Consider the following 25062-nt stretch of genomic DNA (forward strand, 5'->3'; position numbering starts at 1 on the left):
TTTATTGAGGGAGGATAGTTGTATAAGGAATTGGTTTATTATGGTATTATATTTAGGTTATTGTCTTCAACACTCAATGTTAGGGTGGATAATTTAATCGGTCGAAATTTACATTCATCTTTTAGGAGGACATACCTTTGTTTAATTTTAAAAAAGTCACTGTAGGACTCTTGGTTATAGGAATCCTTGCTGCTTGTGACAATGAACTAGACTTTAAAAATGAATTAGTAGATACTCCTCAACAAAACGAAGTTCAAGATTCCACCCAACAGAACACAGAGCCTTCTTACGATGCACCAAGGTATCATATGACGGGCGGTTGGACAAATGGTGAATATTACATAATGATTAATGGTAGCAGCGACATCAAAGGATCTGCTAAGTATATACTGCAAAAAATCCCGAAAAAGGGAAAAGAGAAAGTCGTAATGCATTTACAGTTAACCGAATCAACTGGAAATAAGCTAACTGCTATAATTTATAGTGAAGATTCAAATAAGACTTCATTTCTAACGTTAGAAATGAACAAAGAAAAAACTGAAATTACTATAACGATTCCGAATGAAAAACCCGTCACTTACAAAAAAACAGAAATTATGCCATTCGAATTTAATCCTGAATATGTATGGGGAGAATAAAACCAAAATAAAAAGACAACCTCATCAACCATAGTGGTAAGCATTGTTATTGACTAACGGGTGCGTTGTTCATTAAGACTCACTAAAAATAATCAAAATATTTTATAAAAACTGTATACTAAATCACAAGAAAATCCATTTTGATCAATCATTTTTCAAAATGGATTTTTTTTATTTACGCTAATATGTGGGTTAAAGAGGACATATTGATTAATCTTTATTTCAATGCTACAGCAGTTAAAATATTTCATTAACTTCCCATGATTCGACTATTTGATGCGCCATCCTTGGATCATATCCTTTACCCATCAGATAGGCAATAGCTGCAATTTCCATCATTGCATGAGGGATGGATGTTTTTTGAGCTTCGTTTAAACCATACTGTACCCATGGTCCAACCTGTGACAGTGTTTCTTGTTTGAGATGGTGTGGGTTAGTGTAAGAAGGATACACAATATTACATCCTTTCGAAATATAGTTAAATATCACTATCCTATATTATGCACTTTAACTCATCCCGTGTTCGATAATCTCTAATTTTAAAGATAAAAGTTATGGGTCAAAGGATTTCCTTCTTAGAGGTAGGTTTGTTAAAGTGGAAAATTTTATAAGCGTTTCTAATTAAAGTATTGTAACTTCCTCGAGAAGAAACAATCAACCTAATAGAATGTAAACTAAATCAGGTTCAAGCTAAAAGTGAATTTTTTGAAATTGGTTAAACTAGTGGTATCGGTTGATTCTTCAAAGATTCACGAAAAATGTTGACAAAGTCCACTAATTACAATAATGTATTAGTGGATAAAGTCTACTAAAAAAGGAAGTCAAGAATGAATATAAGTAAAAATACCATGGCTGATATACGGCAATTCAATAGATTTTATACGAATATACTTGGTGTATTGGATAAGCATATTTTGGATACCGGATATTCTTTCACTGAGGCAAGGGTAATTTTAGAAATCGGTTTGATGGAGCAGTGTATAGCAAACAATTTGGTTGATAAACTGGAAATTGATCGCAGCTATATGAGCAGAATAATTAACAAGCTGAGTAAAGATGGACTGGTCATGAAGGAAAACTCGACCTTGGATAACAGAACTAGTCTGATTCGGTTGACCCCTGAAGGGATGACTCTTTTTAACCAGCTTAATGAAAGATCTGATGAACAAATAGTGAGGTTATTCCAAGGATTATCACAAAATGAAATAAAAGAAATCCATGCTTCTATGATGTTCATTCAGAAAAAATTAGATAGTTTGGGGAGAATATAGGATGATACGTTTTGAAAATGATTATACAGAAGGTGCTCATAAGCGAATTCTGAAACGATTAATAGAAACCAATGAAGAACAAACACCCGGATATGGAGTGGATGAACACTGTGAAAAGGCGAGAGCTTACATTCGAAAAGAGTGTGATGCGACGAATGCAGATATACACTTTTTAGTAGGGGGAACACAAACGAATACAACGATCATCGCTTCAATTTTGCGGCCGCACCAAGGTGCAGTTGCTGCAATTACCGGGCATATCGCGGTACATGAAACAGGAGCAATTGAAGCCACTGGTCATAAAATACTTACTTTGCCGAGTGATGATGGAAAAATTCAAGCTGAACAGGTGAAAGAATTATATGATGCTCACTGGAATGATGTTACTCATGAGCATATGGTACAGCCAGGCCTGGTTTACATTTCTAACCCTACGGAAAATGGAACGACTTATAGTAAAGCCGAATTGGAAGCATTAAGTAAAGTTTGCCGGGAATGTGGTTTGCCATTGGTATTGGATGGCGCTAGATTAGGGTATGGTTTGGCTTCAAAAGACAGCGATTTAACCTTGGCAGACGTTGCAAGGCTATGTGATGTGTTCTATATAGGGGGAACGAAGGTTGGTGCAATGTTTGGTGAAGCGGCAGTCATCATGAATGATGCCCTGAAAAGGGATTTCCGGTATTTTATCAAGCAAAAGGGAGGATTACTGGCTAAAGGGAGACTATTGGGGATCCAGTTTGAAACCTTATTTGAAGATGGCTTATACTATGAAATTTCTAATCATGCCGTGGAAATGTCAATGATGATTCGAGAAGCATTTGTTGAAAATGGATTTTCATTACGATATGATTCCACATCAAATCAGCAGTTTCCCATTTTGCCTGAAGATGTAATTTTGGAATTAGGCAAAAAGTATTCATTCTCCTTCTGGGAAAAGATCGATGCTACACACAGTGCTGTGAGATTTTGCACCAGTTGGGCTACGAAAAAAGAACATGTTGAAATGCTGGTAGAGGATATCAAGGCAACAAAAGGAGAAAAAAATGGCCACGATAGAGCTATATTCAGACAATAGTTATCTAAAAGAATGTTCGGCAAATATTGTTTCGATACAAGACCGGTTTGTCGTGTTCGATCAAACCATTTTTTATCCAGGTGGCGGTGGGCAGCCTTGTGACCGAGGGGTTATTAAACAAGGTGATGAAACCTATAATATATTAACAGTAAAAAAATAGATGGTGAAATCATTCATGAACTAGAACGCCCATTACAGGATATTAATCAAACGGTAGAAATGGAGATTGACTGGTCTTGGCGGTTTCAGAATATGCAGTATCACACACTATTGCATGTCATTTCAGGTTACTTATATCAACATTACAATGCTTTAGCTACAAGCAGTCAAATTGAAAAAGAACATGCGAGATTAGAGCTGTCTTTTTCTCCTGAAATAATGGGAGAAATACCATTTGAACAATTAGAACAATCGATAAAGAAGGTACTGGCACACCCCCATAATGTTTACACGAAAACAATTAGCAGGACTGAGGCAGAGCAAAAGGAAGGGGTAATTAAAACGGTCATTAATTTACTTCCAGCTTCTCTTAACGAAATTCGAATCGTTCAAATAAATGATATTGATGAGCAAGCATGCGGCGGAACCCACGTCAACAACACAAATGAAATTAAAGACTTTTCCATTATGAAAAACTCAACAAAAAGGACCCACGAAAAAAAGGATTAAAATTCAACTATTGGATTAAGCTCTGCTATCCCGTTTTTTATCAATGAGGAATATACGGGAATAGGCCCATAAACGGCAGTATCAAATAGAACAATATTTTTATTCCAAGCTGCAGCTGCCAATTGTTATCCAATTAACGGGTGCTTTACTTCATTTCCAAGAGCTAATCTGCAGCTCCTTTTCTTATGCAACAAAAGGTCAGCTATGTTGAAGAAGACCAGTTTGCGTTATGGTATAGGTTATTAAATTTAGATTGTAGTTTTATGGGGGGGTTATGTCAAATAAGTTGAAAAATGTAATGCGATTGTTTTTTGAAAAAAAAGAGAGTACAAGACCATTTACTCTGATTAGATATTTAATGATAATATTAATGGGCTTGAATTTAATATTAGGGTTAATAAATGAGTTTAATTTTAATTTCATAAAATATTTATTAATCTTATTAGGAATTGGTTCAATAATAGACGCATTCGAAAGACTCTTAAAAAAGGAAAATAAGAGTTGGATGTTATTAAATTTTGGTGTTGCGTTTGTATGGTTCACACTATTTTTTTTGTATTGAACGAATTAACAGGCCTTACTTCTATAAAGGAGTTGCATTGCAGCTCTTTTTTTTGGAGCTAAAGCCAGGTCTGTTCAACAATTGGGCCAGTTTGTTGAGGAACTTTTTAATCCAAGGCCAAAAAACAACCAGTCAAATAACCGGTCGTCTTTTGGCCTTGGATTCAAGTATCGTTTTAATTGACAGTAAACATCCAGGAAATGCCAAATTTATCCTTCAGCGAACCGTGAAGTTTCGCAAAGAATGTTTCATGAAGATCCATATGTATAGATCCATCTTCTTTTAATATGTTCCATGCCTTTCTGGCTTTTTCCTCCGAGTTAAGCTCCACGCTTACAACCACTTTGTCACTATCATTCAATTCGCGTTTTGAATCAGAACCCATAATAAATCCATCTTCTGTTATTCTTAAATGTGAGTGTAGAACAAGTTCTTTATCACTCTCTTCAACAGGAAAGTCTGGACTTGAAGGGAGCTCACTATATTTTTGCATCGCAATAAGTTCTCCGCCAAATGCCTCAATATAAAGTTTGAAAGCCTCTTCGCATTCTTAAACATTAAATACGGTTTAATCATTTTCATCCTCCTTTGAATTAAGATTGGATTCCTTAGTAATAACTGCTACCAAGATTGTCTTCTTATAGTATATACGAACATAAGTTCAGTTTTCAAGTAAAAACTTCTAAATCATTCTTTTTTATTAAAAACTTAAACATGTATCATTATGTACAAAAATATCATTTTTTTATTCTCCACGTGAAGGAATATAATGCTAATAAATCGTGGTGTAAAGATGAATACTACATTATTAAGTGCTCTGCTCTTGGTAGTCGAATTTATAAGTTTCGTTCAGAAACCTTTAAGGCATTAAACATTTGGTTGGAACGGTATCGTGAAATATGGGAAGAAAAACTCGACAGCTTGGAACTTTATCTTGAAGGAGCTACAAAATAAAACACAATAATTGGAGGATTAAAATGTTTACAAAAACCGAAATTACCCGTAGTTTCAACGCTGCTCGTGAGCTTGTATTTAAGGCGTTGCCGAATCAGAACATCTGCAGAACTGGTGGGGCCCAAAAGGATGGGCTTTTAATATTTCCAAGTTTGAGCTTCGTGAGGATGGTGTCTTCCATTACAGCCAGACATCTCCTGACGGTAATGTAATGTGGGTCAAATTCGTTTATCAAGAAGTAAATGCTCCAGAGAAACTTGTTTACACCTCTTTCTTTTCTGATGAAAAGGGTAACATCGTACGTGCTCCTTTTAACGACAGCTGGCCATTGAAAATTCTCAATACTTTTACATTCACCGAGCATGAAGGTAAAGCAGTACTTACGATGATTGGGACACCTGTATCACCGACTGAGGAGGAAATGAAAACTTACGAGGAGTCGCAGGAAATGGTACAGGCGGGCTTTTCAGGAACCTTCGTTCAACTCGCTGATTACCTCTCGAATATTTCTGAAAACTGATATAGATCGATGAAGAACAAAAGAACAATGAGAACACTGTTAATAGCAGTGTTCTCATTGTTCTTATTAAAGGGCACTTTAATGGGGTAACGAAAAAAGCCCGATTTCTTAATATAGAAATTGGGCTTTTTAATATTGGAATTCATTATCATTTTAAATAGCATTTTTTGTAGTCAATTGTCTTGTGAAATTTTTCTTCCTTTAATCATTGATAAAAAAGAAAAACTGTGGTAAATTTATATAGTTACACACTGTTAAGTGATTTTTATGTAGATCATCCCTATTTTAATTATACTTCATATAATCCTTTTCAGTCAACCCCTAATTTTATTTTTTTAAAGGAGTGTTTGATATGAACATGGAACTTCGCCAGGAGCAAGAACGAGCGGACAGCGCAATTGGTTGATCGGATGAACAATTTTTGGCATAGAATTCGTCTTGGCATTGAGCGATAAATGGGAGGGAAAGAAATGAAACCATATGTACTAGAGTTTCGGGAGATCGATAAAACGCAACTTTTGCTCGCCGGAGGAAAAGGGGCAAATTTAGGGGAACTATCGAAGATTCATGGAATACAAGTGCCAGAAGGATTTTGTGTTACGACAGAAGGTTATCAAAAAGCCCTCGAACAAAACGAGGCCTTCTACGCATTGGTGGATCAACTAACACTGCTAAAAGTAGAGGATCGAGATCAAATTGGTGAAATCAGCAAGAAGATTAGGAAAATCATCATGGAAGTAGAAATTCCATCCGATGTAGTGAAGGCTGTTGCTCACTATCTCTCCCAGTTTGGCGATGAACATGCTTATGCAGTGCGTTCCAGTGCAACTGCTGAAGATTTACCACATGCCTCTTTTGCCGGTCAACAAGACACCTATTTAAATATTAACGGCAAAGAAGCAATCATGCAGCATATCAGCAAATGTTGGGCTTCCCTGTTTACGGATCGCGCGGTAATCTACCGTATGCAAAATGGATTTGACCACAGTCAAGTTTATTTATCCGTTATCGTTCAAAGGATGGTTTTCCCACAGACTTCAGGGATTTTATTTACAGCTGATCCGATTACTTCTAACCGAAAACTGCTATCGATCGATGCCAGTTTTGGACTTGGAGAAGCGCTGGTCTCTGGCTTGGTATCTCCCGATTGTTATAAAGTGCAGGAAGAGGAAATCGTCGAAAAGATGATAGCAACCAAAAAATTGGCTATCCATGGACTAAAAGAAGGCGGAACAGAGACCCAGCAGATCGATCCCGATCAGCAAAAGACTCAAACACTTACTGAACAACAAATTTTACAGCTCGCACGCATAGGCAGAGAGATTGAAGCTTATTTTGGTTGCCCGCAAGATATCGAATGGTGTTTGGTTGATGATACATTTTATATTGTCCAGAGTCGGCCAATCACTACTTTATACCCGATCCCTGAAGCGAATGATCAAGAAAATCACGTCTATGTATCTGTTGGTCATCAACAAATGATGACCGATCCAATGAAACCACTTGGAATGTCTTTATTCCAGTTAACCTCTTTTGGACCCAGGTTTAAAGCTGGTGGAAGGTTGTTTGTTGATATAACACATAATCTGGCTTCACCTGACAGCAGAAAAATGTTATTAGATGCCATGGGACAACACGATCCGCTCATGAAAGACGCACTCATTACCATAATTGAGCGAGGAGATTTCATAAAATTTTCACCAAATGAAAAGCAAGAACAGAGTTCCGGTAAAAGCAATAAAAGTGTGTCGTCTGCGGATTCAAGGGCACAAATCGAAAACGACCCGACCATCGTTTCAGATTTGATTAAGAGTAGTCAAACATCGATAGAAGAGTTAAAACAAAACATCCAAACGAAATTAGGATCGGATTTATTTGATTTTATTCTGGAAGATATCCAGAAATTAAAGAAGATTTTATTTGACCCGCAAAGTTCAGCTGTGTTTATGGCTGCTATAGATGCTTCATCATGGATCAATGAAAATATGAACGAGTGGTTAGGTGAAAAAAACGCAGCAGATACGCTTTCTCAATCTGTACCAAACAATATTACTTCGGAAATGGGTCTGGCGCTATTGGAGCTCGCAGATGTGATTCGGCCTTATCCAGAAGTAATTGATTATTTACAACATGTAAATGATGATAACTTTTTGGATGAACTGGTTAATCTTGATGGTGGACAGGAAACCCAAGACGCTATCCATGATTATCTCCGCAAATACGGAATGCGATGTACCGGAGAAATCGATATTACTAAAACTCGTTGGAGCGAAAAACCAACTATACTCATCCCTATGATTCTCAGTAATATCAAAAACTTTGAACCTAATGCCAGCAATCGGAAATTTGAGCAAGGGCGACAGGAAGCTTTGAAAAAAGAACAAGAGTTATTAGATCGATTGAAGCAATTACCGGATGGTGAACAAAAAGCCAAAGAAACAAAAAGAATGATCAGCCTAATCCGGAACTTCATCGGTTATCGGGAATATCCAAAATACGGCATGGTTAATCGCTACTTCGTTTATAAGCAGGCTTTGATGAAAGAAGCCGAACAGCTCGTACAAGCCAAAGTCATTCGTGAAAAAGAAGATATATACTACCTCACTTTTGAAGAACTTCATGAAGTCATACGCACAAATAAATTGGATTACCAGATCATCAGCAAACGAAAAGACGAGTACAAATTATATGAAAAACTAACTCCACCACGTGTTATCACGTCTGATGGTGAAATCATTGTAGGTGAGTACAAACGAGAAAATCTCCCAGCCGAAGCTATTGTAGGTCTACCTGTTTCTTCCGGAGTTATCGAAGGAAGGGCACGTGTCATCTTAAACATGGAAGATGCTGATCTAGAAGAGGGAGATATATTGGTCACCCCCTTTACCGACCCTAGCTGGACACCGTTGTTTGTATCCATAAAAGGTTTAGTTACCGAAGTTGGTGGACTGATGACCCATGGAGCAGTTATCGCACGTGAATATGGCTTACCGGCGGTTGTCGGGGTGGATAATGCCACCAAGATAATAAGAGACGGGCAACGAATTCGCGTGCATGGAACAGAAGGGTATATCGAAATAATATAATTAAATCATCAAAGAAGACCATTCGCTTTCACGTAGTAACCAAAGCCCAATTTCCTGCCTGCAACACCGGGAAATTGGGCTTTTTTATATTTGGATTTTAATAACGTTGTAATTCGCAGTTATCTATTCAAGTGATGCTATTTCAGCATGTTCGTATCTATTGGATGGGAACCATTCCGAAAAGATTTGTTTCCATATACTCACGATAGCCTCGGGTATTGGGCCCTATTAACTCGTTATAATACCCTATTTTCTTAGTTTTCTAACTGTAGTATCTTTGTTTGACAGAATACATAAATAGGGACAGTCCCACACAAACAACCCCCGCAAAGGAGGCCTTACAAATGAGTGAAGAATCAATACTAATCGTGGAAGACGAAGAAAAAATCTTGAGACTGCTTGAATTGGAGCTTGAAATCGAAGGCTACCAAATCGGAAAGGCAATGGACGGGAATGAAGCCCTTGAGGCGTATCAATCAGGAAAATGGGATTTGATCTTATTGGATGTGATGCTTCCAGGCATAAGCGGGATCGAGCTGCTTCGGAAAATTCGTATGAAAAACAATACCACTCCAGTCATCCTGTTAACTGCAAAAGGCTCGGTTGAAGATAAAGTTTCCGGTCTTGATCTCGGTGCGAATGACTACATCACTAAGCCTTTCCAAATTGAGGAATTGCTTGCCCGAATTCGTGCGGTTTTAAGAATGCGGACTGCTGTACCTTCAATGAGAGATGAGGACGATGGATGGCTCAATACCGCTGATTTAAAGGTAAATGTCAAAACACGCGAAGTCATTAGAGGTGAAAGTGAAATTGACCTAACACCAAAAGAGTATGATTTACTTCTTTATTTACTGAAGAATAAGCGTCAAGTGCTAAACCGGGATCAAATTCTGGAAGCGGTTTGGGGGTATGATTTCTATGGAGAAACAAACGTGGTGGATGTGTATATCCGATATGTTCGCAAAAAGCTCGAATACGGCTTTGATACGCCGCTTATCCATACTGTAAGAGGCGTTGGCTACGTCATGAAGGATGCAAAATGAGACTTCGGAAGAAAATAAATTTATATACAGCGGTGTTATTCATTTTCCTGCTCCTTTTAATGAATGTTTCCATTTATTTTGTATTCAGTAATCTGATGATGGTGAATGAACTTAATCGTGCGAAAGCGGAGACAAAGAAAATTTCCTTTGATGTTAGTAAAAATGTTAATGATATTTCACCAAATGATTTACTTCGGGCCTATCTGCCTATAGATGGCATGATTGGTATTGTAAACGAAGGTCAACGAAAAGGAACGGTCGTTACATCCGATTCTGAAAAACAATTAAGCAATCGAGATAGTAGCTTTTATCAGGGTGAGAAGAGCGCGATCATCACTTATCGTCAAAAAAAGTATGTATTTGTTTCAAACCCGATCGTTTGGGGGGATGGAAGTGTAGTTAATCTACAAATCACCAAAAGCATTACAGCAACCGAAGAAATGCTCGCTGTTCTGCGCATCGTATTAATCGCTGTAACGGTCATTGCCATGATACCCGTTCTGATATCAAGCACCATTCTTAGTAACTTCATCGCCCGTCCGATTCGATCGATGATTGATACGATGAAGGAGATTCAAACAAGCGGCCAATTTAAGCGACTTAGCCTAGAGGAAAAATCAAAAGATGAACTTGTGGAAATGGGAAAAACCTTTAATCACATGATCGATTTGCTGCAAGCTAACTTCGAAAAACAGGAGCAATTCGTATCGAACGCTTCACATGAATTAAAAACACCGCTAACAGTCATCGAAAGCTATGCAAGTCTTTTGAAGAGAAAAGGGTTGGGGCGTCCTGATTTGTTTGCTGAATCAATAGAGGCCATCCATTCTGAAGCCATAAGAATGAGAGAGATGACAGAGGAAATGCTCCTGCTAGCAAAGCATCAGGAAAAATGGAATATAGAGAAGGAAACCATCATTCTGAACGACATCATTGCAGAGTTAGCGAAAGTGTATAAAAATGCGTATAATCGAACATTGGAGATTTATAGTGGCGATGCAATTGAAGCAGTAACGGACATTCAAAAGTTAAAACAGCTTTTGTTCATTTTTCTAGACAATGCAAGAAAGTATAGTGATGAGCATATCTCAGTCTACATAGGACAAACAAGTGCTGAAGCATATATCCGCATCGAAGACAGAGGGGATGGAATTCCAAAGGATGAATTGCCAAAAGTGTTCGATCGCTTTTATCGTGTAGATAAAGCGAGAAGCCGAAAGCAAGGCGGATCAGGATTGGGGCTTTCCATGGCAAAGGAAATTGCTGATGCAATTGATGTACGGATTGAAATGGATAGTCTCGAAGACAGGGGAACAATCGTCACTCTTTTATTTAATTAAGTCTTTAAATAGTGAATTCTTATATAGTTCACATTTTATCAAGATTAATAAAGTTAGAATGACGTTGGATGGGGGATACGATGAAGAGTAGAAAAATGCTGATAACAGCTGGATCAACTCTCGTTTTTGGTCTGCTATTATTCGTCGGGTTTCAATGGTGGGCTCCATCATTATCCGCGGAAAGCTTGACGATAGAGGAAGTGAACCAGACGGCAAAGGATAAATATCCAGGCACCATTTTAAAGACAACGGAAAGTGAAGGTGAAGAATATCAGATTGAAATGCAGCTTGAAACCGGGGTGTATCAAATTAGGATGGATGCGAAAAGCGGTGAAGTTCGTTCTCTAAAAAAAGAAACCATAGTTCATGCAGCTGAAGAAACGACGGAAAGCATACCCAAAAAGCAACTGAACCAAAAAGAAATAAAGGAGAGTATTTCCTCACAAGGTGACCTGGAACAAATTGATTTTGTGCAGGAGAAAGACAATTCCTTTTATAAAGCGGTGGTAAATAAGAATAACGAAAAAATCACATTAATACTCGACCCATATACTGGAGCTATTATTGACTCAACAATGGTGGCAGATAGTATCATTACAGAAAAGGAAGCAATTGCGATTGCGGAACAACATGTAAAAGGAACAGGTGACGATACAGAATTTTATCAGCCCCCAGATCAGACACCTTATTATTTGATCGAAGTTGAATTAGAGGATGATCGAGACGCGGTCGTCCAAGTTGACGGCTACACAAAAGAAGTAAAAACAATCACATGGGAAGATGATGAAGAGAATGATAATGATGGCCCGGAAAACTAATTAAAGGGTTTATTAATCAAGACGCAATGGAACAAATCATAAAAAAGGGTGATGCCTATTAATTGGCATCACCCTTTTTGGCTTCGGTGAGTAAGAAAAATGCAAAAGAAAAGAGAAGAAAATGTAATAATTCTCACCAATTTCTAATCCTTCTATCATTTAACTCTAATTTAATATCTCTAACATGAAATAAAGCACCAAATGATAAAACAGAGCCAAATAAGCTGGTTGGATGAAAGGCATCTCGATTATTGTACATAGAACATTTCCATCATATTTCAACACGAGAAAGGAGAATAAGTAATGTCAGTTATTTCTAGCATTCTGGATTACAACAAAACGTTTGTCGACCAAAACAAATATAAAGAGTTTCAAACGACAAAGTATCCAGATAAAAAGATCGTCATCATAACGTGCATGGATACCCGTCTGTTGGAATTGCTTCCAAAGGCGATGGGTTTAAGGAATGGAGATGCGAAAATCATAAAAAACGCTGGAGCTATTGTTTCCCATCCTTTTGGCAGCATTATGCGCAGTATCCTTGTCGCTATTTATGAGCTAAAAGTGGAGGAAGTGTGTGTGATCGGACATCACGGATGCGGTATGGTGGGGCTTCAATCCTCTTCACTTCTTGATGCCGCAAAGCAGAGGAAAGTCAGTCAGGAGCATATGGATGTCCTTACAAACTCTGGTATTGATTTATCAAAGTGGCTGTCAGGTTTTCAATGCGTTGAGGAGAGTGTAACGAAGAGTGTCCGTTTGATCGAAAACCATCCATTATTACCGGAATCCATTGCCGTTCACGGTATGGTCATCCATCCCGAAACGGGTAAATTAGATCGAATCATCGATGGATATAGCAATGTTGTCAGCAAGGACGAAATACATATTATAAAAGAAGGAGCGATAAAATGATGGGATCTAGCAGGCTTGAAGGATACAACTTAGGCCATTTTCAGAAAGACCTGGTTGCCGGGGTGGTAGTTGGGATTGTAGCGATTCCTTTAGCGATGGCTTTTGCCATTGCTTCTGGGGTAAGACCGGAATACGGATTGTACACATCCATTATTGCAGGAATCATGGTCTCCCTTTTTGGAGGATCCAAATATCAAATTGCAGGCCCGACTGGAGCCTTTGTCCCGGTCTTGTTCGGTGTGGTCATGCAGTACGGATATGAAAAACTGTTAATCGCCGGTTTCTTGGCAGGCATCATGATTTTTCTTATGGGTATATTCAAACTGGGAAGATTCATCAAGTTTATACCACGTCCAGTTACCATCGGCTTTACTGCTGGAATTGCCGTGATTATCTTCTCTGGGCAGATTGCCAATTTCTTTGGACTCAGTAACTTAAAAAAAGAAGAAGTCTTTCTTTTAAATATGAAAGAAATCTTATTGAACTTCAATACAGTGAATGTCTATAGTGTACTAGTAGCTATCATAAGTTTAACTCTCGTCATACTGACTCCAAAATATGTACCGAAAATACCTGGAGCATTGCTGGGATTGCTTGTATCGACTCTAGTAGCCAGCTTTTTCTTTCCAGGTCAGGTAGCGACAATTGGCTCGGCCTATGGCGCCATTCCTAATGCATTGCCCCATTTTCAGTTTCCCCAGATCACTGGCGGCCTAGTGATTGAACTTCTTCCGGCTGCTTTGGTCATTGCCATGCTTGGAGGAATTGAATCACTATTATCAGCTGTCGTGGCAGACGGCATGACCAACAGTAAGCATAACAGCAATAAAGAGCTGATGGGGCAAGGATTGACCAATATGATTACGCCTTTATTTGGAGGCATTCCAGCTACAGGTGCCATCGCGCGTACAGCAACGAATATTAAAAACGGTGCAGTTTCCCCTATATCAGGTGTGATTCATGGGCTGGTGGTATTGCTCGTGTTGGTCAGTCTGGCCCCATATGCTTCGGCCATTCCATTGGCCAGCATGGCCCCCATTCTTATGTTTGTCGCATGGAACATGAGCGAACGAAAAGAATTTTCGCATATCTTAAAAGCAAAGACCATGGACTCGATCGTATTGATCGTTACCTTCGTGTTAACCGTATTGATTGACCTGACAACAGGTGTCGGGATCGGATTACTATTAGCGATTCTATCTTTCGTTAAACTGATGAGCGGTACATTGAAATTATCAAAGGTATTACCAGATCCAGCTGATAAACTAGTTAAACCAGAAATGGTGCAGCAAGGTTCAAGCTGTCCGCAGATTAACATATATACGATAGAAGGACCATTATTCTTTGGTTCGATCGAAAGGCTGCAAGAAGAAATCGCAGAAATAATGCGTTCAAAACCTAAAGTCTTACTATTAAGAATGAGCAATGTGCCAGTTATCGATACATCTGGAGAAGCGCTTCTCACCGAAATCGTGAAGCAATTCAAGTTTCATAATCTACAAGTCTTGATTTCCGGGATTCAACAGGAACCAAAAGAAATGCTGAAAAAAACTGGATTCATTAAACTGGTAGGTGAGGATCAATTCTTTTCCAGTACGGGTGATGCCATTAATAAAGCTTTATCCAAACTGGATGAGAACCGCTGTAAAGGATGTAAACAGTTTTCTTTTGCTGAATGTACCGCACTGTCTCAGCAAGTCCAAAAGCCTGCGTTATTAAAACAAAAAAGAAAACGGGAGATAGGTTTAACATGACTCCATAAAGAAGAGAAAGGCATCCGCTTTTGGCAGATGCCTTTCTCTTCAACTTCTTTAGGTAATTCACCAAGGGCGATTAATGTGATTTATGATAGCCTAAATAAAACGATTCTTGCTTTAATGAACTAAAAAAAGAAGTGAAAAAGCGTTGATGACCCGAAAATCGTCCAAATTGAAATCATTAACACATTAGGGTTATTAGCTCAGGGATTAATCCTGACTATTTAATTGTATGCCACTTAAAACTTGATCCCAAATGGCCTCACCCCAAATTTGGTTAGGAACTTCTAAAACACAAACATTTTCCAGGTTCCATTCTAATTCAGAAATACTTGTTGCATCAACCGAGGGGATTAATATTAATACAGTAAATTCTTTTTCTTTTAACATGTCTTGCATTGTTTGTTGAAATAAATAGGCTTGCTCATATTTTGTTGACCATCTTACAAATAGGATTGAATCACTATTGTTAATCGTATCATTGAATCTTGCTATTCTTTTATCTGAATTTTCTTTAAAATCAGGATATGTTTCAAACCATTCTTTATCAGGCAGGATGGGGAAATCGTGAACTGAAGTAACTTTATAATGGTTATCTCTGATAAAATAGGTATTTACAGCATTTATTTCTACGTCATCATCAAAATAAGTACCGGAACCATCTACTAAAGTCAAATTCTTCAATTCCATATATTCCTTGAACTGATTTTTATAGAGCCTGGCCACTTCTGCAAATGACTCAGTAAAGACCCAGTCAAGAGGCAAAGAAAATCTTCTTAAACCAAGTCTTCTTAGGTTCAAAGTGGGAGTGCAAGCACTGCCACAAGGAATGATTACATCATAAGATTTCTTGATTTCGGTTAATTTCACTATTAATCCTCCTTTCTATATGATCAATACTATATTAGATGATAATTTTCTTTTTATTGATTAGACAAACCAAAAAAAGGCTTCACAGCAAGCAAAATCCAAGGCTATCTACCTTTCAATGCACGTAGAGTGAGGGCGATGCTTCTGCATTTACAATTCCCAATCTGATGATCACCAAAAGGCGAAGATCTTACATACTGTGACATAATAAATTTATAGGTTAATTATAAAATCGGTTTTATTTAATATAAGCAAAACGCATGCCCAAGAATTTTGAGCATGCGTGAACTATTATTCTTTTATGATATCCAACTCTTTCAGCGCATCAAGCGTAATCGTTTTTGCTGTGCTTCCGCTACCGTCGATATTCGTTGCGAAGGCCCATTTGCCTTTGTCCGTTTCGATGTAACCCACATACCAGCCCAATCCCATATCAGAAAGGCGTGTACCGGTTTTTCCATGGAGGACATATGAGTCTGCTTCTTCATTGATCATGATTCTCTTTACGGTTCTCATATGCTGCTTATCGATAGGCAGTTTTTCCTCTACAAGGTTTTCGATGAATTGAACTTGTTCCCGGGCAGAAATCTTTATGCTGCTGTCGAGCCAGAACTGATCGATCCCACCGGAGATATCACGATTGCCGTAATCGATCAGGTTCACATATTTCTGCATGTTTTCCGCCCCGATATCGCGGGCCATTGCTTGATAATACCAGATCACGGAATGCCTCATGGCTGAAGCCAGCGTATGATCTCTGTTCCAATCTTCAAATTCCCTGATTACCCCATCCCAGCGCTTCACTTCATATTCATCGCTCACCGCTTTTGTCTGTAAGCCGATTAATGCATTCGCGACTTTGAATGTCGATTCTGGAGTGTAGCGTTCTTTACTTCTCTGTTTGTTATAGATAAATACTTTATCATTTTTTAAGTTTTGCAAAACCATCGTGCCGTCCGCACCATCGAAAGACTCCCCAATATCCAGTTCTTTCACCTTTTGATCGTTTGCACTTGCTTGAATAGTGCCCATTGAACCCGTGACTAGCAGGACAAGAATGAAACATAAGGTTTTGATTTTCATTACACACTCTCCTTTAAGGCTGGATTGATCGATCATCAGAAGTAATTTCCAAAAAATAGGTTGATAGCTAAAGTATACCTATTCCCGATAAAAAACGAAACCTAATTCTTGGATTCTATCTGGATAGTATCAATCAAGGAGGAATGCAGCGGGTAGCTAATGAATATATATAGCAAATGCTAGAATGGATAATGGGAGGAATCTACCATGAAGGTTAACCAAAGAAAAGTAAATAGTCATGAAAAGGAAATTACATACACACATATTGAAAACGGAAGTTCAGCCGTTTGTTTTATGTTTTCAGGTGCGGGGTACACATATGAGAAACCGTTATTCTATTATTCGACGATGGTGATGCTTCAAAATCAGTATGATGTCGTGCATATTCATTACGCTTACGATCAGGATATTTTCAAGCATTCATTGGTAGATATCACAAAAGTGATCGTTAATGATATGAATCCCGTCATTACGGAAGTACTTCAAAACCATGAATATCAAGGAACAGTGTTTCTAGGCAAATCACTTGGCACCATACCCATCATCAACGGAATTATGAAAAGTGAGCGGTTTATGAAAGCCAAAATGATTTTGCTTACGCCACTATTGAAGTTCGATTCGATTTTTGAAGGATTATTGAGAGGTAATCATTCAGCACATATAGTTATAGGAGAAAAAGATCATCATTATATTCCAGATAAAATTCAAGCGATTGAAAATAAAACGAACATAAGCATGGATAAAATCCCGCATGCAAATCATTCCTTGGATATTGAACCTTTGAATACCTCAAGGTCGATTACCATGCTAGAAGGTGTAATGAATAGAATGGAGGAGTTCTTAAAAAACTGACTCCTTACATAAGCTCGGGTTGGTGGAGGGGAAAAATGTTAATAATAAAGGTATTGTAGCTGGGTTTATGAAAGGAGAAATCATGGAAGGAACCAATACATTTCATTCAATTGATGAATACATTATACAATTTCCCGAAGAAGTTCAGGAGATACTACTAACGTTAAGAAAAGTCATAAAGGATGCAGCAGCGGATGCAGAAGAAAAGATAAGCTATCAAATGCCTACCTTTGTTTTATATGGAAATCTGGTACATTTCGCTGCTTATAAAAAACATATAGGTTTCTATCCAACTCCAAGCGCGATCACGGCTTTTGAAGCTGCATTATCTGAATATAAATGTTCAAAAGGGGCCGTTCAGTTTCCGCTAAACAAGTCAATTCCTTATGAATTAATAACCGAGATGGTTATATTTAGAGTGGAAGAGAACAAAAAGAAGAAAGCAGAAGGGAAATTGAAAAAGAAAAAATAACAGAAACTATTATCGGAATTCACTAAATATTTAACATTTGATTGTGAGATTCAAGACGATAGAGAAGGGTGGAAATAGTATGTTCAAAAAATTATTCAGTAAAAAAGAAAGTGTGGAACAGCTGCTTGCTCCTATTAATGGACAAGTAATAAATATTGAAGATGTTCCGGATCCGGTGTTTTCCGGTAAAATGATGGGGGATGGAATAGCGATACTTCCTGAGGAGGGGTTGGTCGTATCTCCAATCGATGCAGAAGTAATCCAGGTTTTTCGTACTAAACATGCACTAGGCCTACGTACAAAGCATGGTATTGAATTGTTGATTCATATTGGATTGGAAACAGTTAACCTTAATGGTGAGGGATTTGAAGTCCATGTCGCAGAAGGGCAAAATGTAAAAGCAGGAGACAAGCTTGTAACATTTGATATCGATTTTCTAAAATCCAAAGCCCCTAGCATCGTAACTCCGATTGTTATCACGAATGGCGAGCTAGTTGAAAAACTGGAAAAAACAAATAGTACCCAAGCGAATATTAATGAAACGGAGATAATGAGTGTTTATTTAAAGTAAAACAAAAGGTGGTCAGGTGCCTTTTAGTAAAATAGAGTCTTCTAAACATGAAAAACAGTCCTTGCTGGCGAATGCTGGCAAGGACTGTTTTTACTACAGCTGCAAGACTTCAGCTTCACTTAGCACAGGTGAACTATTCCAATTGCACATGCCCTAAATCACTACTAAAAAATTAAGATCATTAATTAACTGGTTAATATTTTGGCTTGGACAGCTATCATATAGAGCATTTCTAAATTATAAGTACTTAGCTCCCTTTTCTATTAAACTATTCAATAGCACATTTTCAGGGGATCTTAGTGTGGATTTCTTAGGATAAACTTTTAGGCAGGTGAATGATGGAGGTTGTATCTGCTTAAAGTGAGTGCAATGACTGCTGCAAGCAGGATAATCGAAAAATGCAGCGAATAGTAGGTGTGTGAACAAATAAATCAAGCGAGGGTGAATTGGATGGGAGTTCAAGCAGAAAAGATTTTTGTAAACTTGCCTGTTAAAGATTTGGATGCCTCAGTAGAATTTTTCACAAAGGTCGGATTTGAGTTTAACGAGCAAATGACCAATGAAAATGCAACATGCATGGTTATCAGCGAGTCCATATATGTCATGTTATTGGTGGAAGATTACTTTAAAACGTTTACCAAGAAAGAAATCCCGGATTCTGCAGCGAGTACGGAAGCCATCGTCGCCCTGTCCGTTAAAAGTAAGGAAGAAGTCGATGAAATCGTGAATAGGGCACTGGATGTTGGCGGAAAGCCTTTCAATGAAGCCATTGATCATGGTTTCATGTACGGTTGGAGTTTTCTGGATATCGACGGACATTCTTGGGAAGTATTTTACATGGACGAAAGCGGATTTAATCAAAATTAAATTAAATGCAAGACACAATCCTTCCCGAAGGACTGTGTCTTTTTTTGAAGTGTTAAGTACGTGATCTTATCTGGAACTCATTCGTAACAATACAGGGCTAATGTCTTTCCACTCATAAACCAATAGATTCAAATCTGCGCCAGCCATTTTGATTTTTTCGGTTTTAAGCAATTTAGCACCAAATGCCTCATAGAAGTATCGAGATTTATTATCTTCAAGCACCTCAACGAAAATTTTCTTAAATCCCAGTTCGTCGAATTTAAAAAATAATTCTTTGATGAGTTTCTTACCTAGCCCCATTCTTTGAAAATTTTCGAGAATATATATCGCAGTTAAATCACCCGAATCCTCAACTTTATTTTTTTCCCTTTTCCCGCCACTTATAAATCCAACTATTGTTCCCTCGTTATTTTCAGCCACATAAACATAACTTTCATCACTGGATATATTCTTTTTCCATAATTCTTTCCTTTGCCTATAAGACAGATTATCTAAAAAATCACTCGGTATTATATCTTTATAAGTGGTTCTCCAGCAATCCACATGGACTACTGCTATCCCTTCCGCATCAGCCACCGTTGCCTCTCTTATTAGCATATTGATTCCTCCTTTTTTAGGTTAAATGAGAAACTACGGGTAAATTCAGATTTTCAACCATAGATGCACTGAATTCAGGGGTATGCTCAATATAAAAAGAATAACTATCCTTAGTTAAAAATAATTTCTTTGAGTCATCTGAAAAAGTGTGTTCCATTTGTTTTGATAGGTCATTAATAAAACTATTATTGGGTGTACCAAATGTCACCGCCATCTTTGGCGGTAAAGCCTTCATGGCAATAGGAATCCAAGGCCTTAGTTTTGAAACCACTATTGCATGTGCTGTTCCGCTAATTACGAAATTAAATATATCTTGATCTTTTTCCGTTTTCATATCAAAGTAACTTTTCAGCCACTCTCGTAAGTTTGGTACCGAATCCACAGGGAAGCCAATCTCTCTTAAATAAAGTATTTGTAACATACCGGATGCCTTCAGTTCATCCTCATTAACATAATCATGGGCAATAATTTCGAGAAGGTTACGTCTCCATCACGAAAATATAAATTTTTTCTACCGTTCGTTTCGTCAATATACTGACCCTGTTCTTGGCTTAGGACCAATAATCCGGATTGTTGTACAAATGCTGCCACTTCATCAAAATGAGAATAGGGGACTTGAAAAGCAAAGTGTGCTGGAGAAATGGGTTCAAACGCTTCTTTAAAACTTAATGTCGTAAAGGGCGTAAGCTGAAACTGAATAAAATCTTTAGATTCAGATAGAATGGGAAACTGCAGGCGTTTAGCATAGCATTGCTTTACGCCTTCTATAGATACTGTCAGTAATTCTAAATCAGCGAAATGAGTAATCAAGAATCTTCCCCCCCTTAAACTTCTAGTTTGCTATACTCCTTATTTTTTACTAATATTATCCATTTTGCAAGTAATACAACGATAGTCTAGTTGTTAATAATTAACTATATATGATACTATTTCCTGTAGTTTGTCTAATGTGGGAGAAGGTATGAGATGAAGCGGATTTTCCGTAGTAAAGTATTTTATTTATTAATCTTCTTGGTCACCTTGGGGATTGTGCTGGTTTTTAACAATGACAAAGAACCGACTGAGAAATTAAGTGAAGATGTATTTTTTACAACTTTAAAGGATGGGAAAGTGACATTTTTAAAGGTGGAGCCACAAAAAAGTGCTTATGAAATAAGAGGTCAGCTGGTAGGGTATGAAAAGGATCAATACTTTATCGCGTCTGTACCAAATAGTATAAATTCGCTAGATAGAATGAATAATGCGATAAGGGAACATGATATAGAAAAAATGGAGTTTACGCCAGAAGACACAGAGACAAGCGGATGGGTCACCCTTTTTACAACGACGATTCCGTTCGTAATTATATTCATCCTGTTTTTTGTCATTTTACTATTTACAGTTGTAATAAAAAGATTGAACCGTCCAAGATAATAATGAAACTCTCCATTTTTTCGGAGATAAACCTGTAAGTTTCGTCGATATTTCTGGTGAGTTGTGGCTTCTGCAAAAAAAGAGAAAATGATATTGAAGATTGCTGAATAGTTTGATAGAATAAAATAAATGAAAAAGACTATGTGCAACTGGCGAAACACGGATAACCGTGAGGGAACACATAGTGTCGTAGCCGTTCGCCTGGGCAGAGGTAAGGGATTTTATCCCTTGCCTCTTTCTGTATATTAATAGATAGTGAAGGTTTAAAGTATGCAGATTTTCATGGGCTTAAAAATCTTGTCAGTATTTTGAAATTTCAAAACTATCATAGTCAAAAGAGGAGCAAACAAAATGAGCACATTACTTTTAGAAAAAGTCAAAACGATCAAAGCGTTAAATAATATTGCCGAAAGCGGGCTGAATGTATTTAATAAAGGCGATTTTAAGGTCGACAATGACAGTGAAAACCCTGATGCAATCGTTCTTCGCAGCTTTAACATGCATACTATGGAATTCGGCGATCAATTAAAAGGAATCGCAAGGGCAGGGGCTGGAGTCAATAATATTCCGGTCGACAAATGCACTGAGCAAGGAATTGTCGTTTTCAATACACCTGGTGCTAACGCAAACGCTGTAAAAGAAATGGTGCTGACGTCATTAATGGCTTCATCTCGTAACCTTTTTGCAGGTGTGGCTTGGACAAAGACGCTTGAAGGCGAAGGAGAACAAATTCCAAAGCTTGTTGAAGCAGGAAAGAAACAATTCGTTGGTAAAGAAATCAAGGGAAAAACTCTTGGCGTAATCGGTTTAGGTGCGATCGGTGCACTTGTAGCGAATGATGCCCTGGATTTGGACATGGATGTCATTGGGTTTGACCCGTTCATCTCTGTTGATACAGCTTGGAACTTGTCCCGCAATGTACAGCGCGCCATGACGATTGAAGAATTGTTTGCAGAATCTGATTATATTACAGTACACGTTCCATTAACTGACGACACAAGAGGAATGTTTAACCAAGAAACATTCGGCATCATGAAGCCGGGCGTACATATCTTGAATTTCTCACGCGGCGAGCTAGTGAATGAAGATGATATGCAAGCTGCACTTGAAAGTGGAAAAGTAGGCAAGTTCATTACTGACTTCCCGAATGAAAACGTGTTGAAAATGAAAAATGTCGTTCCAATTCCGCATCTTGGTGCCTCTACGCTAGAATCAGAGGAAAACTGTGCCATCATGGCAGCTCGTCAGCTGAAGACCTTTTTAGAAACAGGGAACATCAAGAACTCTGTGAATTTCCCAAACACTTCCCTTCCTTATACAGGAAACCGTCGTGTGGCAACTTTCCACGAAAACGTTCCGAACATGGTTGGGCAAATCACACTGGCTGTATCTGGCTTTAATCTGAACATCGCTGACATGGTTAACAGAAGCCGTGGGGGATATGCATATACGATCATCGACATTGACGGTGAAGTAAGCGGCGATATCATTCCTGGCTTGGAAGAAAAAATCAAACAAATCGAAGGCATCGTTACAACTCGTATTATCTAATTTGAACAGGAAGACTTTCTTGCTCAAATAATAAGTGAAAGCCCCAATTCCTTTACGGAGTTGGGGCTTTTTAATTTTGTTGAATTTTTTTAGCAAAATGGCATTCATTCCTGGACCCTTTGGAACGTACGTAATTGCCAGTTCAGGAACCTTATTAAAGAATCGCGCCGGTTAGTATTTACTGTCTTAAATCCTCCCGTTAATTCTTTAACTTAAAAATCGTTTTTCCTTTGCTTTAGGTACCCCTTAATAAAAAGTTAAGAAATACTCTGCATAATAAGTTTCACCACTTATGAAAAGGGAGGAGTTGTGTTAAAAACATGGAACGGTAAAACACATAAGAAAGCTTGGAGAAACTACATAGGAGGACAAAAAATATGAAAAAGATGATGTATGTTAAGCTTGGGTTAGATATTTTAATGGCCGTTACGTTCGTATTATTTTTTAATAAACAAGTATTAGGGGGATTAACGTTTCACGAAATTGCCGGGTTAGCTATTGCCATATTATTTTTCACCCATGTGTTGCTCAATTGGCAATGGGTAAAAAAAGTTACTATTAAATTATTTGACCGCAAGCTGCCTCTTGCAACAAAATTTGGTTACTTTTTAAACGTAATGTTGTTAATTACAATGACCTTTATTATGATCAGTGGTATTTTTATTTCAAGAGTTGTATTCCCGAATATCAACGTTGGAAATGAACAATGGTTTAAAATTTCTCATATAGCGATTTCGTTTTTAGCACTTATTTTAGTTGCAGCTCATGTTGGATTACATTGGAAATGGGTAATGAATGTTTTTAAAAATATGATTAACTTCAAAGCTCCGAAACCTAGCTTAGTGATTTTAGCAAGAGTGGCAACAGTTGCCTTATTAGTGTTTGGCGGCTATCAAATGTACTCAACACATTTCATCAGGCAGGTGCAAGGAGTTGCGAGCGTGTTTAATCTTTCTTCTTCACAAATGCCAGAAGGCGGCTTTAAAGGGGGAGAAAAACCGAACTTTCAGGATGGAGGCTTTGAAGGGGGAGAAAGACCAAACCTTCCGGAAGGCGGCTTCGAAGAGGGCGATGGCCCATTTGAAAAAGGAAGCCTTTCAGAAGGTGGATTCAGAGGGGAAAAGGGTCACTCCGGGAGTTCGAACGCTTTAGGCGTTATCGTTACGTATTTTGGCATCATGTCTCTGTTTATCATTATCATTTATTATATTGAAAAATTTATAATGAGCCATACACGGAAAAATAAAAAACGAACTATAGTGAAGGCGATTTAGCGAGTGTGTAAAAGTAATGTAGACTTCGTATGAGCATTCTACATAGCAAAGAACTCAGGTTACGAGACTAAAAGAAGTCCCAAGTGAAGGTAAACTGCTTGGGACTTTTATTAGTTGCTAGAAGACGCTCTGTTCTACAGTTTACGCAAGCGAACACCCTCAAAAATTTTGATTCAGCTGCTGATGAAGGATATTCGATGTTAAAAAAGCTCCAACAGGAGGTAATTGCTCGGTATGGGCGCTGCCGCTAGCAGGAAATTGATTCAAATCTATATCAGTGGTGGCAATCCAAGACCCAGATTCACCTGCTTGCAGAGAGGGAGGCTTCATAAGAAAACGTCCTTGTAGAATAAAATGCCGAATCCTAATTTGGTTATCATCAATCATGGTTAAATTGCCAGAGAATGTGGCATAAGGTGAATCAAATGAGATTTGTTTAGTGCTTTCATTCCAAAATCCATTAATCGGAATAGGTGTACCCCGAAAATTAATCGTACCAATTACCCTATTATCCGTAATAGAGTTAATGGCAAGTGTACCCCAAATGATCGTTCTGCCAGCTATTGAAGAGTGGATACCCCATACTGATGGGAATGGAAAGCTAACCGAAACAGTACCCTGTGAAGTTACCAATGCTATGCCCTCCCTTAAAGATCATGTTCAGCGGAAGCTCCCTTGTTTAAAGGAACAATTCAGTATATGCAGCAAGAGCAGAATAATCCAATAAACAAAGGTGAAGTATTACATACCCTGCCTGAACTGCATTCTTTCCGATCGATAAAAACATCAAACAAAAAACGTGGTAAACAAACATCGATAAAAAATCCGGTCTTCAATGGAAAACCGGATTTAAAATAA

25 protein-coding genes, 2 pseudogenes and 1 riboswitch are annotated in these 25062 nt (G+C 38.0%); of the genes and pseudogenes, 20 read left to right on the top strand and 7 right to left on the bottom strand.

Annotated features, from left to right (window positions below; translation table 11 throughout):
- The first annotated feature begins 137 nt into the window (after positions 1-137).
- Positions 138-638: a hypothetical protein gene (locus J7J00_RS24095; RefSeq protein ID WP_214795262.1), complete on the top strand. Its 501-nt coding sequence runs from the start codon at positions 138-140 to the stop codon at positions 636-638.
- A 237-nt stretch (positions 639-875) separates the two neighbouring features.
- Here the strand turns inward: J7J00_RS24095 and J7J00_RS24100 are convergent, their stop codons facing one another.
- A complete protein-coding gene (locus J7J00_RS24100) occupies positions 876-1091 on the bottom strand; it encodes a hypothetical protein (RefSeq protein ID WP_214795264.1) in 216 nt (71 codons plus the stop codon).
- Between the two features lie 374 nt (positions 1092-1465).
- On the opposite strand from J7J00_RS24100, the gene J7J00_RS24105 reads away from it, so the two are divergent.
- Genes J7J00_RS24105 through J7J00_RS24120 form a run of 4 tightly spaced genes read left to right on the top strand, consistent with a single transcriptional unit; the run spans position 1466 to position 3656 of the window.
- A complete protein-coding gene (locus J7J00_RS24105) occupies positions 1466-1909 on the top strand; it encodes a MarR family winged helix-turn-helix transcriptional regulator (RefSeq protein ID WP_098370173.1) in 444 nt (147 codons plus the stop codon).
- Between the two features lies 1 nt (position 1910).
- Positions 1911-2987 (top strand): threonine aldolase family protein, encoded by a 1077-nt coding sequence (locus tag J7J00_RS24110; protein ID WP_214795266.1) that lies wholly within the window; start codon positions 1911-1913, stop codon positions 2985-2987.
- Positions 2956-3147 (top strand): alanine--tRNA ligase-related protein, encoded by a 192-nt coding sequence (locus J7J00_RS24115; protein WP_214795268.1) that lies wholly within the window; start codon positions 2956-2958, stop codon positions 3145-3147. Before J7J00_RS24110 ends, J7J00_RS24115 begins: the two co-directional genes overlap by 32 nt.
- 59 nt (positions 3148-3206) lie before the next feature.
- Complete coding sequence (locus tag J7J00_RS24120) at positions 3207-3656, top strand: alanyl-tRNA editing protein (protein WP_214795270.1); 450 nt, start codon at positions 3207-3209, stop codon at positions 3654-3656.
- Positions 3657-4393: 737 nt separating this feature from the next.
- Here the strand turns inward: J7J00_RS24120 and J7J00_RS24125 are convergent.
- A pseudogene (locus J7J00_RS24125) lies at positions 4394-4753 on the bottom strand (VOC family protein); the annotation flags it as partial.
- A gap of 561 nt (positions 4754-5314) precedes the next feature.
- Here J7J00_RS24125 and J7J00_RS24130 point away from each other — a divergent pair.
- The 7 genes from J7J00_RS24130 (at position 5315) to J7J00_RS24160 (ending at position 14651) form a co-directional block, all read left to right on the top strand.
- On the top strand, positions 5315-5692 hold the full coding sequence (locus J7J00_RS24130; RefSeq protein WP_309487240.1) for an SRPBCC family protein: 378 nt from the start codon (positions 5315-5317) through the stop codon (positions 5690-5692).
- 470 nt (positions 5693-6162) lie between these two features.
- Positions 6163-8778: a phosphoenolpyruvate synthase gene (gene ppsA, locus J7J00_RS24135; RefSeq protein WP_214795272.1), complete on the top strand. Its 2616-nt coding sequence runs from the start codon at positions 6163-6165 to the stop codon at positions 8776-8778.
- 344 nt (positions 8779-9122) lie between these two features.
- The gene (locus J7J00_RS24140) at positions 9123-9824 is read left to right on the top strand and encodes a response regulator transcription factor (protein ID WP_214795274.1); all 702 of its coding nucleotides are present in this window, start codon (positions 9123-9125) and stop codon (positions 9822-9824) included.
- Positions 9821-11164 carry a sensor histidine kinase gene (locus J7J00_RS24145; protein ID WP_214795276.1) on the top strand — a complete coding sequence of 448 codons (1344 nt, stop codon included), beginning with the start codon at positions 9821-9823 and terminating at the stop codon, positions 11162-11164. The genes J7J00_RS24140 and J7J00_RS24145 overlap by 4 nt, the downstream gene beginning before the upstream one ends.
- 80 nt (positions 11165-11244) lie before the next feature.
- A complete protein-coding gene (locus J7J00_RS24150; RefSeq protein ID WP_214795278.1) occupies positions 11245-11982 on the top strand; it encodes a PepSY domain-containing protein in 738 nt (245 codons plus the stop codon).
- 303 nt (positions 11983-12285) lie between these two features.
- Entirely contained in the window at positions 12286-12897 is a 612-nt protein-coding gene (locus tag J7J00_RS24155; protein WP_214795280.1) for a beta-class carbonic anhydrase, read from the top strand.
- Entirely contained in the window at positions 12894-14651 is a 1758-nt protein-coding gene (locus J7J00_RS24160) for a SulP family inorganic anion transporter (protein WP_214795282.1), read from the top strand. Before J7J00_RS24155 ends, J7J00_RS24160 begins: the two co-directional genes overlap by 4 nt.
- A 213-nt stretch (positions 14652-14864) precedes the next feature.
- Here the strand turns inward: J7J00_RS24160 and J7J00_RS24165 are convergent, their stop codons facing one another.
- Both J7J00_RS24165 and blaOXA read right to left on the bottom strand, forming a co-directional pair.
- Entirely contained in the window at positions 14865-15524 is a 660-nt protein-coding gene (locus J7J00_RS24165) for a DUF1796 family putative cysteine peptidase (RefSeq protein WP_214795284.1), read from the bottom strand.
- A 291-nt stretch (positions 15525-15815) separates the two neighbouring features.
- The gene (gene blaOXA / locus J7J00_RS24170) at positions 15816-16607 is read right to left on the bottom strand and encodes a class D beta-lactamase (RefSeq protein WP_214795286.1); all 792 of its coding nucleotides are present in this window, start codon (positions 16605-16607) and stop codon (positions 15816-15818) included.
- A gap of 207 nt (positions 16608-16814) precedes the next feature.
- On the opposite strand from blaOXA, the gene J7J00_RS24175 reads away from it, so the two are divergent.
- The 4 genes from J7J00_RS24175 (at position 16815) to J7J00_RS24190 (ending at position 19369) form a co-directional block, all read left to right on the top strand.
- Positions 16815-17459, top strand: a complete 645-nt coding sequence (locus tag J7J00_RS24175; protein ID WP_214795288.1) for an alpha/beta hydrolase — start codon at positions 16815-16817, stop codon at positions 17457-17459.
- Between the two features lie 82 nt (positions 17460-17541).
- Positions 17542-17931 (top strand): iron chaperone, encoded by a 390-nt coding sequence (locus tag J7J00_RS24180; protein ID WP_214795359.1) that lies wholly within the window; start codon positions 17542-17544, stop codon positions 17929-17931.
- Between the two features lie 79 nt (positions 17932-18010).
- Positions 18011-18502: a PTS sugar transporter subunit IIA gene (locus J7J00_RS24185; RefSeq protein ID WP_214795290.1), complete on the top strand. Its 492-nt coding sequence runs from the start codon at positions 18011-18013 to the stop codon at positions 18500-18502.
- Positions 18503-18952: 450 nt separating this feature from the next.
- The gene (locus J7J00_RS24190) at positions 18953-19369 is read left to right on the top strand and encodes a VOC family protein (RefSeq protein WP_101223282.1); all 417 of its coding nucleotides are present in this window, start codon (positions 18953-18955) and stop codon (positions 19367-19369) included.
- Between the two features lie 66 nt (positions 19370-19435).
- Here J7J00_RS24190 and J7J00_RS24195 read toward each other — a convergent pair whose 3' ends face one another.
- Positions 19436-19945 (bottom strand): GNAT family N-acetyltransferase, encoded by a 510-nt coding sequence (locus J7J00_RS24195; protein ID WP_309487236.1) that lies wholly within the window; start codon positions 19943-19945, stop codon positions 19436-19438.
- A gap of 37 nt (positions 19946-19982) precedes the next feature.
- Positions 19983-20776: pseudogene (locus J7J00_RS24200) on the bottom strand (VOC family protein).
- A gap of 156 nt (positions 20777-20932) precedes the next feature.
- Between J7J00_RS24200 and J7J00_RS24205 the strand changes: the two are divergent.
- The 3 genes from J7J00_RS24205 to J7J00_RS24215 all read left to right on the top strand — a co-directional run bounded on the left by J7J00_RS24205 (position 20933) and on the right by J7J00_RS24215 (position 24204).
- Positions 20933-21379: an ATP-dependent metallopeptidase FtsH/Yme1/Tma family protein gene (locus tag J7J00_RS24205; RefSeq protein ID WP_214795294.1), complete on the top strand. Its 447-nt coding sequence runs from the start codon at positions 20933-20935 to the stop codon at positions 21377-21379.
- A 135-nt stretch (positions 21380-21514) separates the two neighbouring features.
- A riboswitch (ZMP/ZTP riboswitch) is annotated at positions 21515-21593 on the top strand.
- 137 nt (positions 21594-21730) lie between these two features.
- Positions 21731-22930, top strand: a complete 1200-nt coding sequence (locus J7J00_RS24210; RefSeq protein ID WP_214795296.1) for a phosphoglycerate dehydrogenase — start codon at positions 21731-21733, stop codon at positions 22928-22930.
- A gap of 377 nt (positions 22931-23307) precedes the next feature.
- A complete protein-coding gene (locus J7J00_RS24215; RefSeq protein ID WP_214795299.1) occupies positions 23308-24204 on the top strand; it encodes a DUF4405 domain-containing protein in 897 nt (298 codons plus the stop codon).
- A gap of 159 nt (positions 24205-24363) precedes the next feature.
- On the opposite strand, the gene J7J00_RS24220 is transcribed toward J7J00_RS24215, so the two are convergent.
- Positions 24364-24837 (bottom strand): hypothetical protein, encoded by a 474-nt coding sequence (locus tag J7J00_RS24220; protein ID WP_214795301.1) that lies wholly within the window; start codon positions 24835-24837, stop codon positions 24364-24366.
- Between the two features lie 66 nt (positions 24838-24903).
- Between J7J00_RS24220 and J7J00_RS24225 the strand changes: the two genes are divergently transcribed.
- Complete coding sequence (locus tag J7J00_RS24225) at positions 24904-25062, top strand: hypothetical protein (RefSeq protein ID WP_214795303.1); 159 nt, start codon at positions 24904-24906, stop codon at positions 25060-25062.

This window comes from Bacillus sp. ISL-4 (assembly GCF_018613275.1).
Taxonomy (GTDB): Bacteria; Bacillota; Bacilli; order Bacillales; family DSM-1321; genus Peribacillus; species Peribacillus simplex_E.

Excerpts from the sequence above, each read along its gene's own strand:
- J7J00_RS24105 (WP_098370173.1), top strand. The coding sequence starts at position 1,466 with ATGAATATAAGTAAAAATACCATGGCTGATATACGGCAATTCAATAGA.
- J7J00_RS24110 (WP_214795266.1), top strand. The coding sequence starts at position 1,911 with ATGATACGTTTTGAAAATGATTATACAGAAGGTGCTCATAAGCGAATT.
- J7J00_RS24115 (WP_214795268.1), top strand. The coding sequence starts at position 2,956 with ATGGCCACGATAGAGCTATATTCAGACAATAGTTATCTAAAAGAATGT.
- J7J00_RS24120 (WP_214795270.1), top strand. The coding sequence starts at position 3,207 with ATGGAGATTGACTGGTCTTGGCGGTTTCAGAATATGCAGTATCACACA.
- ppsA (WP_214795272.1), top strand. The coding sequence starts at position 6,163 with ATGAAACCATATGTACTAGAGTTTCGGGAGATCGATAAAACGCAACTT.
- J7J00_RS24140 (WP_214795274.1), top strand. The coding sequence starts at position 9,123 with ATGAGTGAAGAATCAATACTAATCGTGGAAGACGAAGAAAAAATCTTG.
- J7J00_RS24145 (WP_214795276.1), top strand. The coding sequence starts at position 9,821 with ATGAGACTTCGGAAGAAAATAAATTTATATACAGCGGTGTTATTCATT.
- J7J00_RS24150 (WP_214795278.1), top strand. The coding sequence starts at position 11,245 with ATGAAGAGTAGAAAAATGCTGATAACAGCTGGATCAACTCTCGTTTTT.
- J7J00_RS24155 (WP_214795280.1), top strand. The coding sequence starts at position 12,286 with ATGTCAGTTATTTCTAGCATTCTGGATTACAACAAAACGTTTGTCGAC.
- J7J00_RS24160 (WP_214795282.1), top strand. The coding sequence starts at position 12,894 with ATGATGGGATCTAGCAGGCTTGAAGGATACAACTTAGGCCATTTTCAG.
- blaOXA (WP_214795286.1), bottom strand. The coding sequence starts at position 16,607 with ATGAAAATCAAAACCTTATGTTTCATTCTTGTCCTGCTAGTCACGGGT.
- J7J00_RS24175 (WP_214795288.1), top strand. The coding sequence starts at position 16,815 with ATGAAGGTTAACCAAAGAAAAGTAAATAGTCATGAAAAGGAAATTACA.
- J7J00_RS24180 (WP_214795359.1), top strand. The coding sequence starts at position 17,542 with ATGGAAGGAACCAATACATTTCATTCAATTGATGAATACATTATACAA.
- J7J00_RS24185 (WP_214795290.1), top strand. The coding sequence starts at position 18,011 with ATGTTCAAAAAATTATTCAGTAAAAAAGAAAGTGTGGAACAGCTGCTT.
- J7J00_RS24190 (WP_101223282.1), top strand. The coding sequence starts at position 18,953 with ATGGGAGTTCAAGCAGAAAAGATTTTTGTAAACTTGCCTGTTAAAGAT.
- J7J00_RS24205 (WP_214795294.1), top strand. The coding sequence starts at position 20,933 with ATGAAGCGGATTTTCCGTAGTAAAGTATTTTATTTATTAATCTTCTTG.
- J7J00_RS24210 (WP_214795296.1), top strand. The coding sequence starts at position 21,731 with ATGAGCACATTACTTTTAGAAAAAGTCAAAACGATCAAAGCGTTAAAT.
- J7J00_RS24215 (WP_214795299.1), top strand. The coding sequence starts at position 23,308 with ATGAAAAAGATGATGTATGTTAAGCTTGGGTTAGATATTTTAATGGCC.
- J7J00_RS24225 (WP_214795303.1), top strand. The coding sequence starts at position 24,904 with ATGCAGCAAGAGCAGAATAATCCAATAAACAAAGGTGAAGTATTACAT.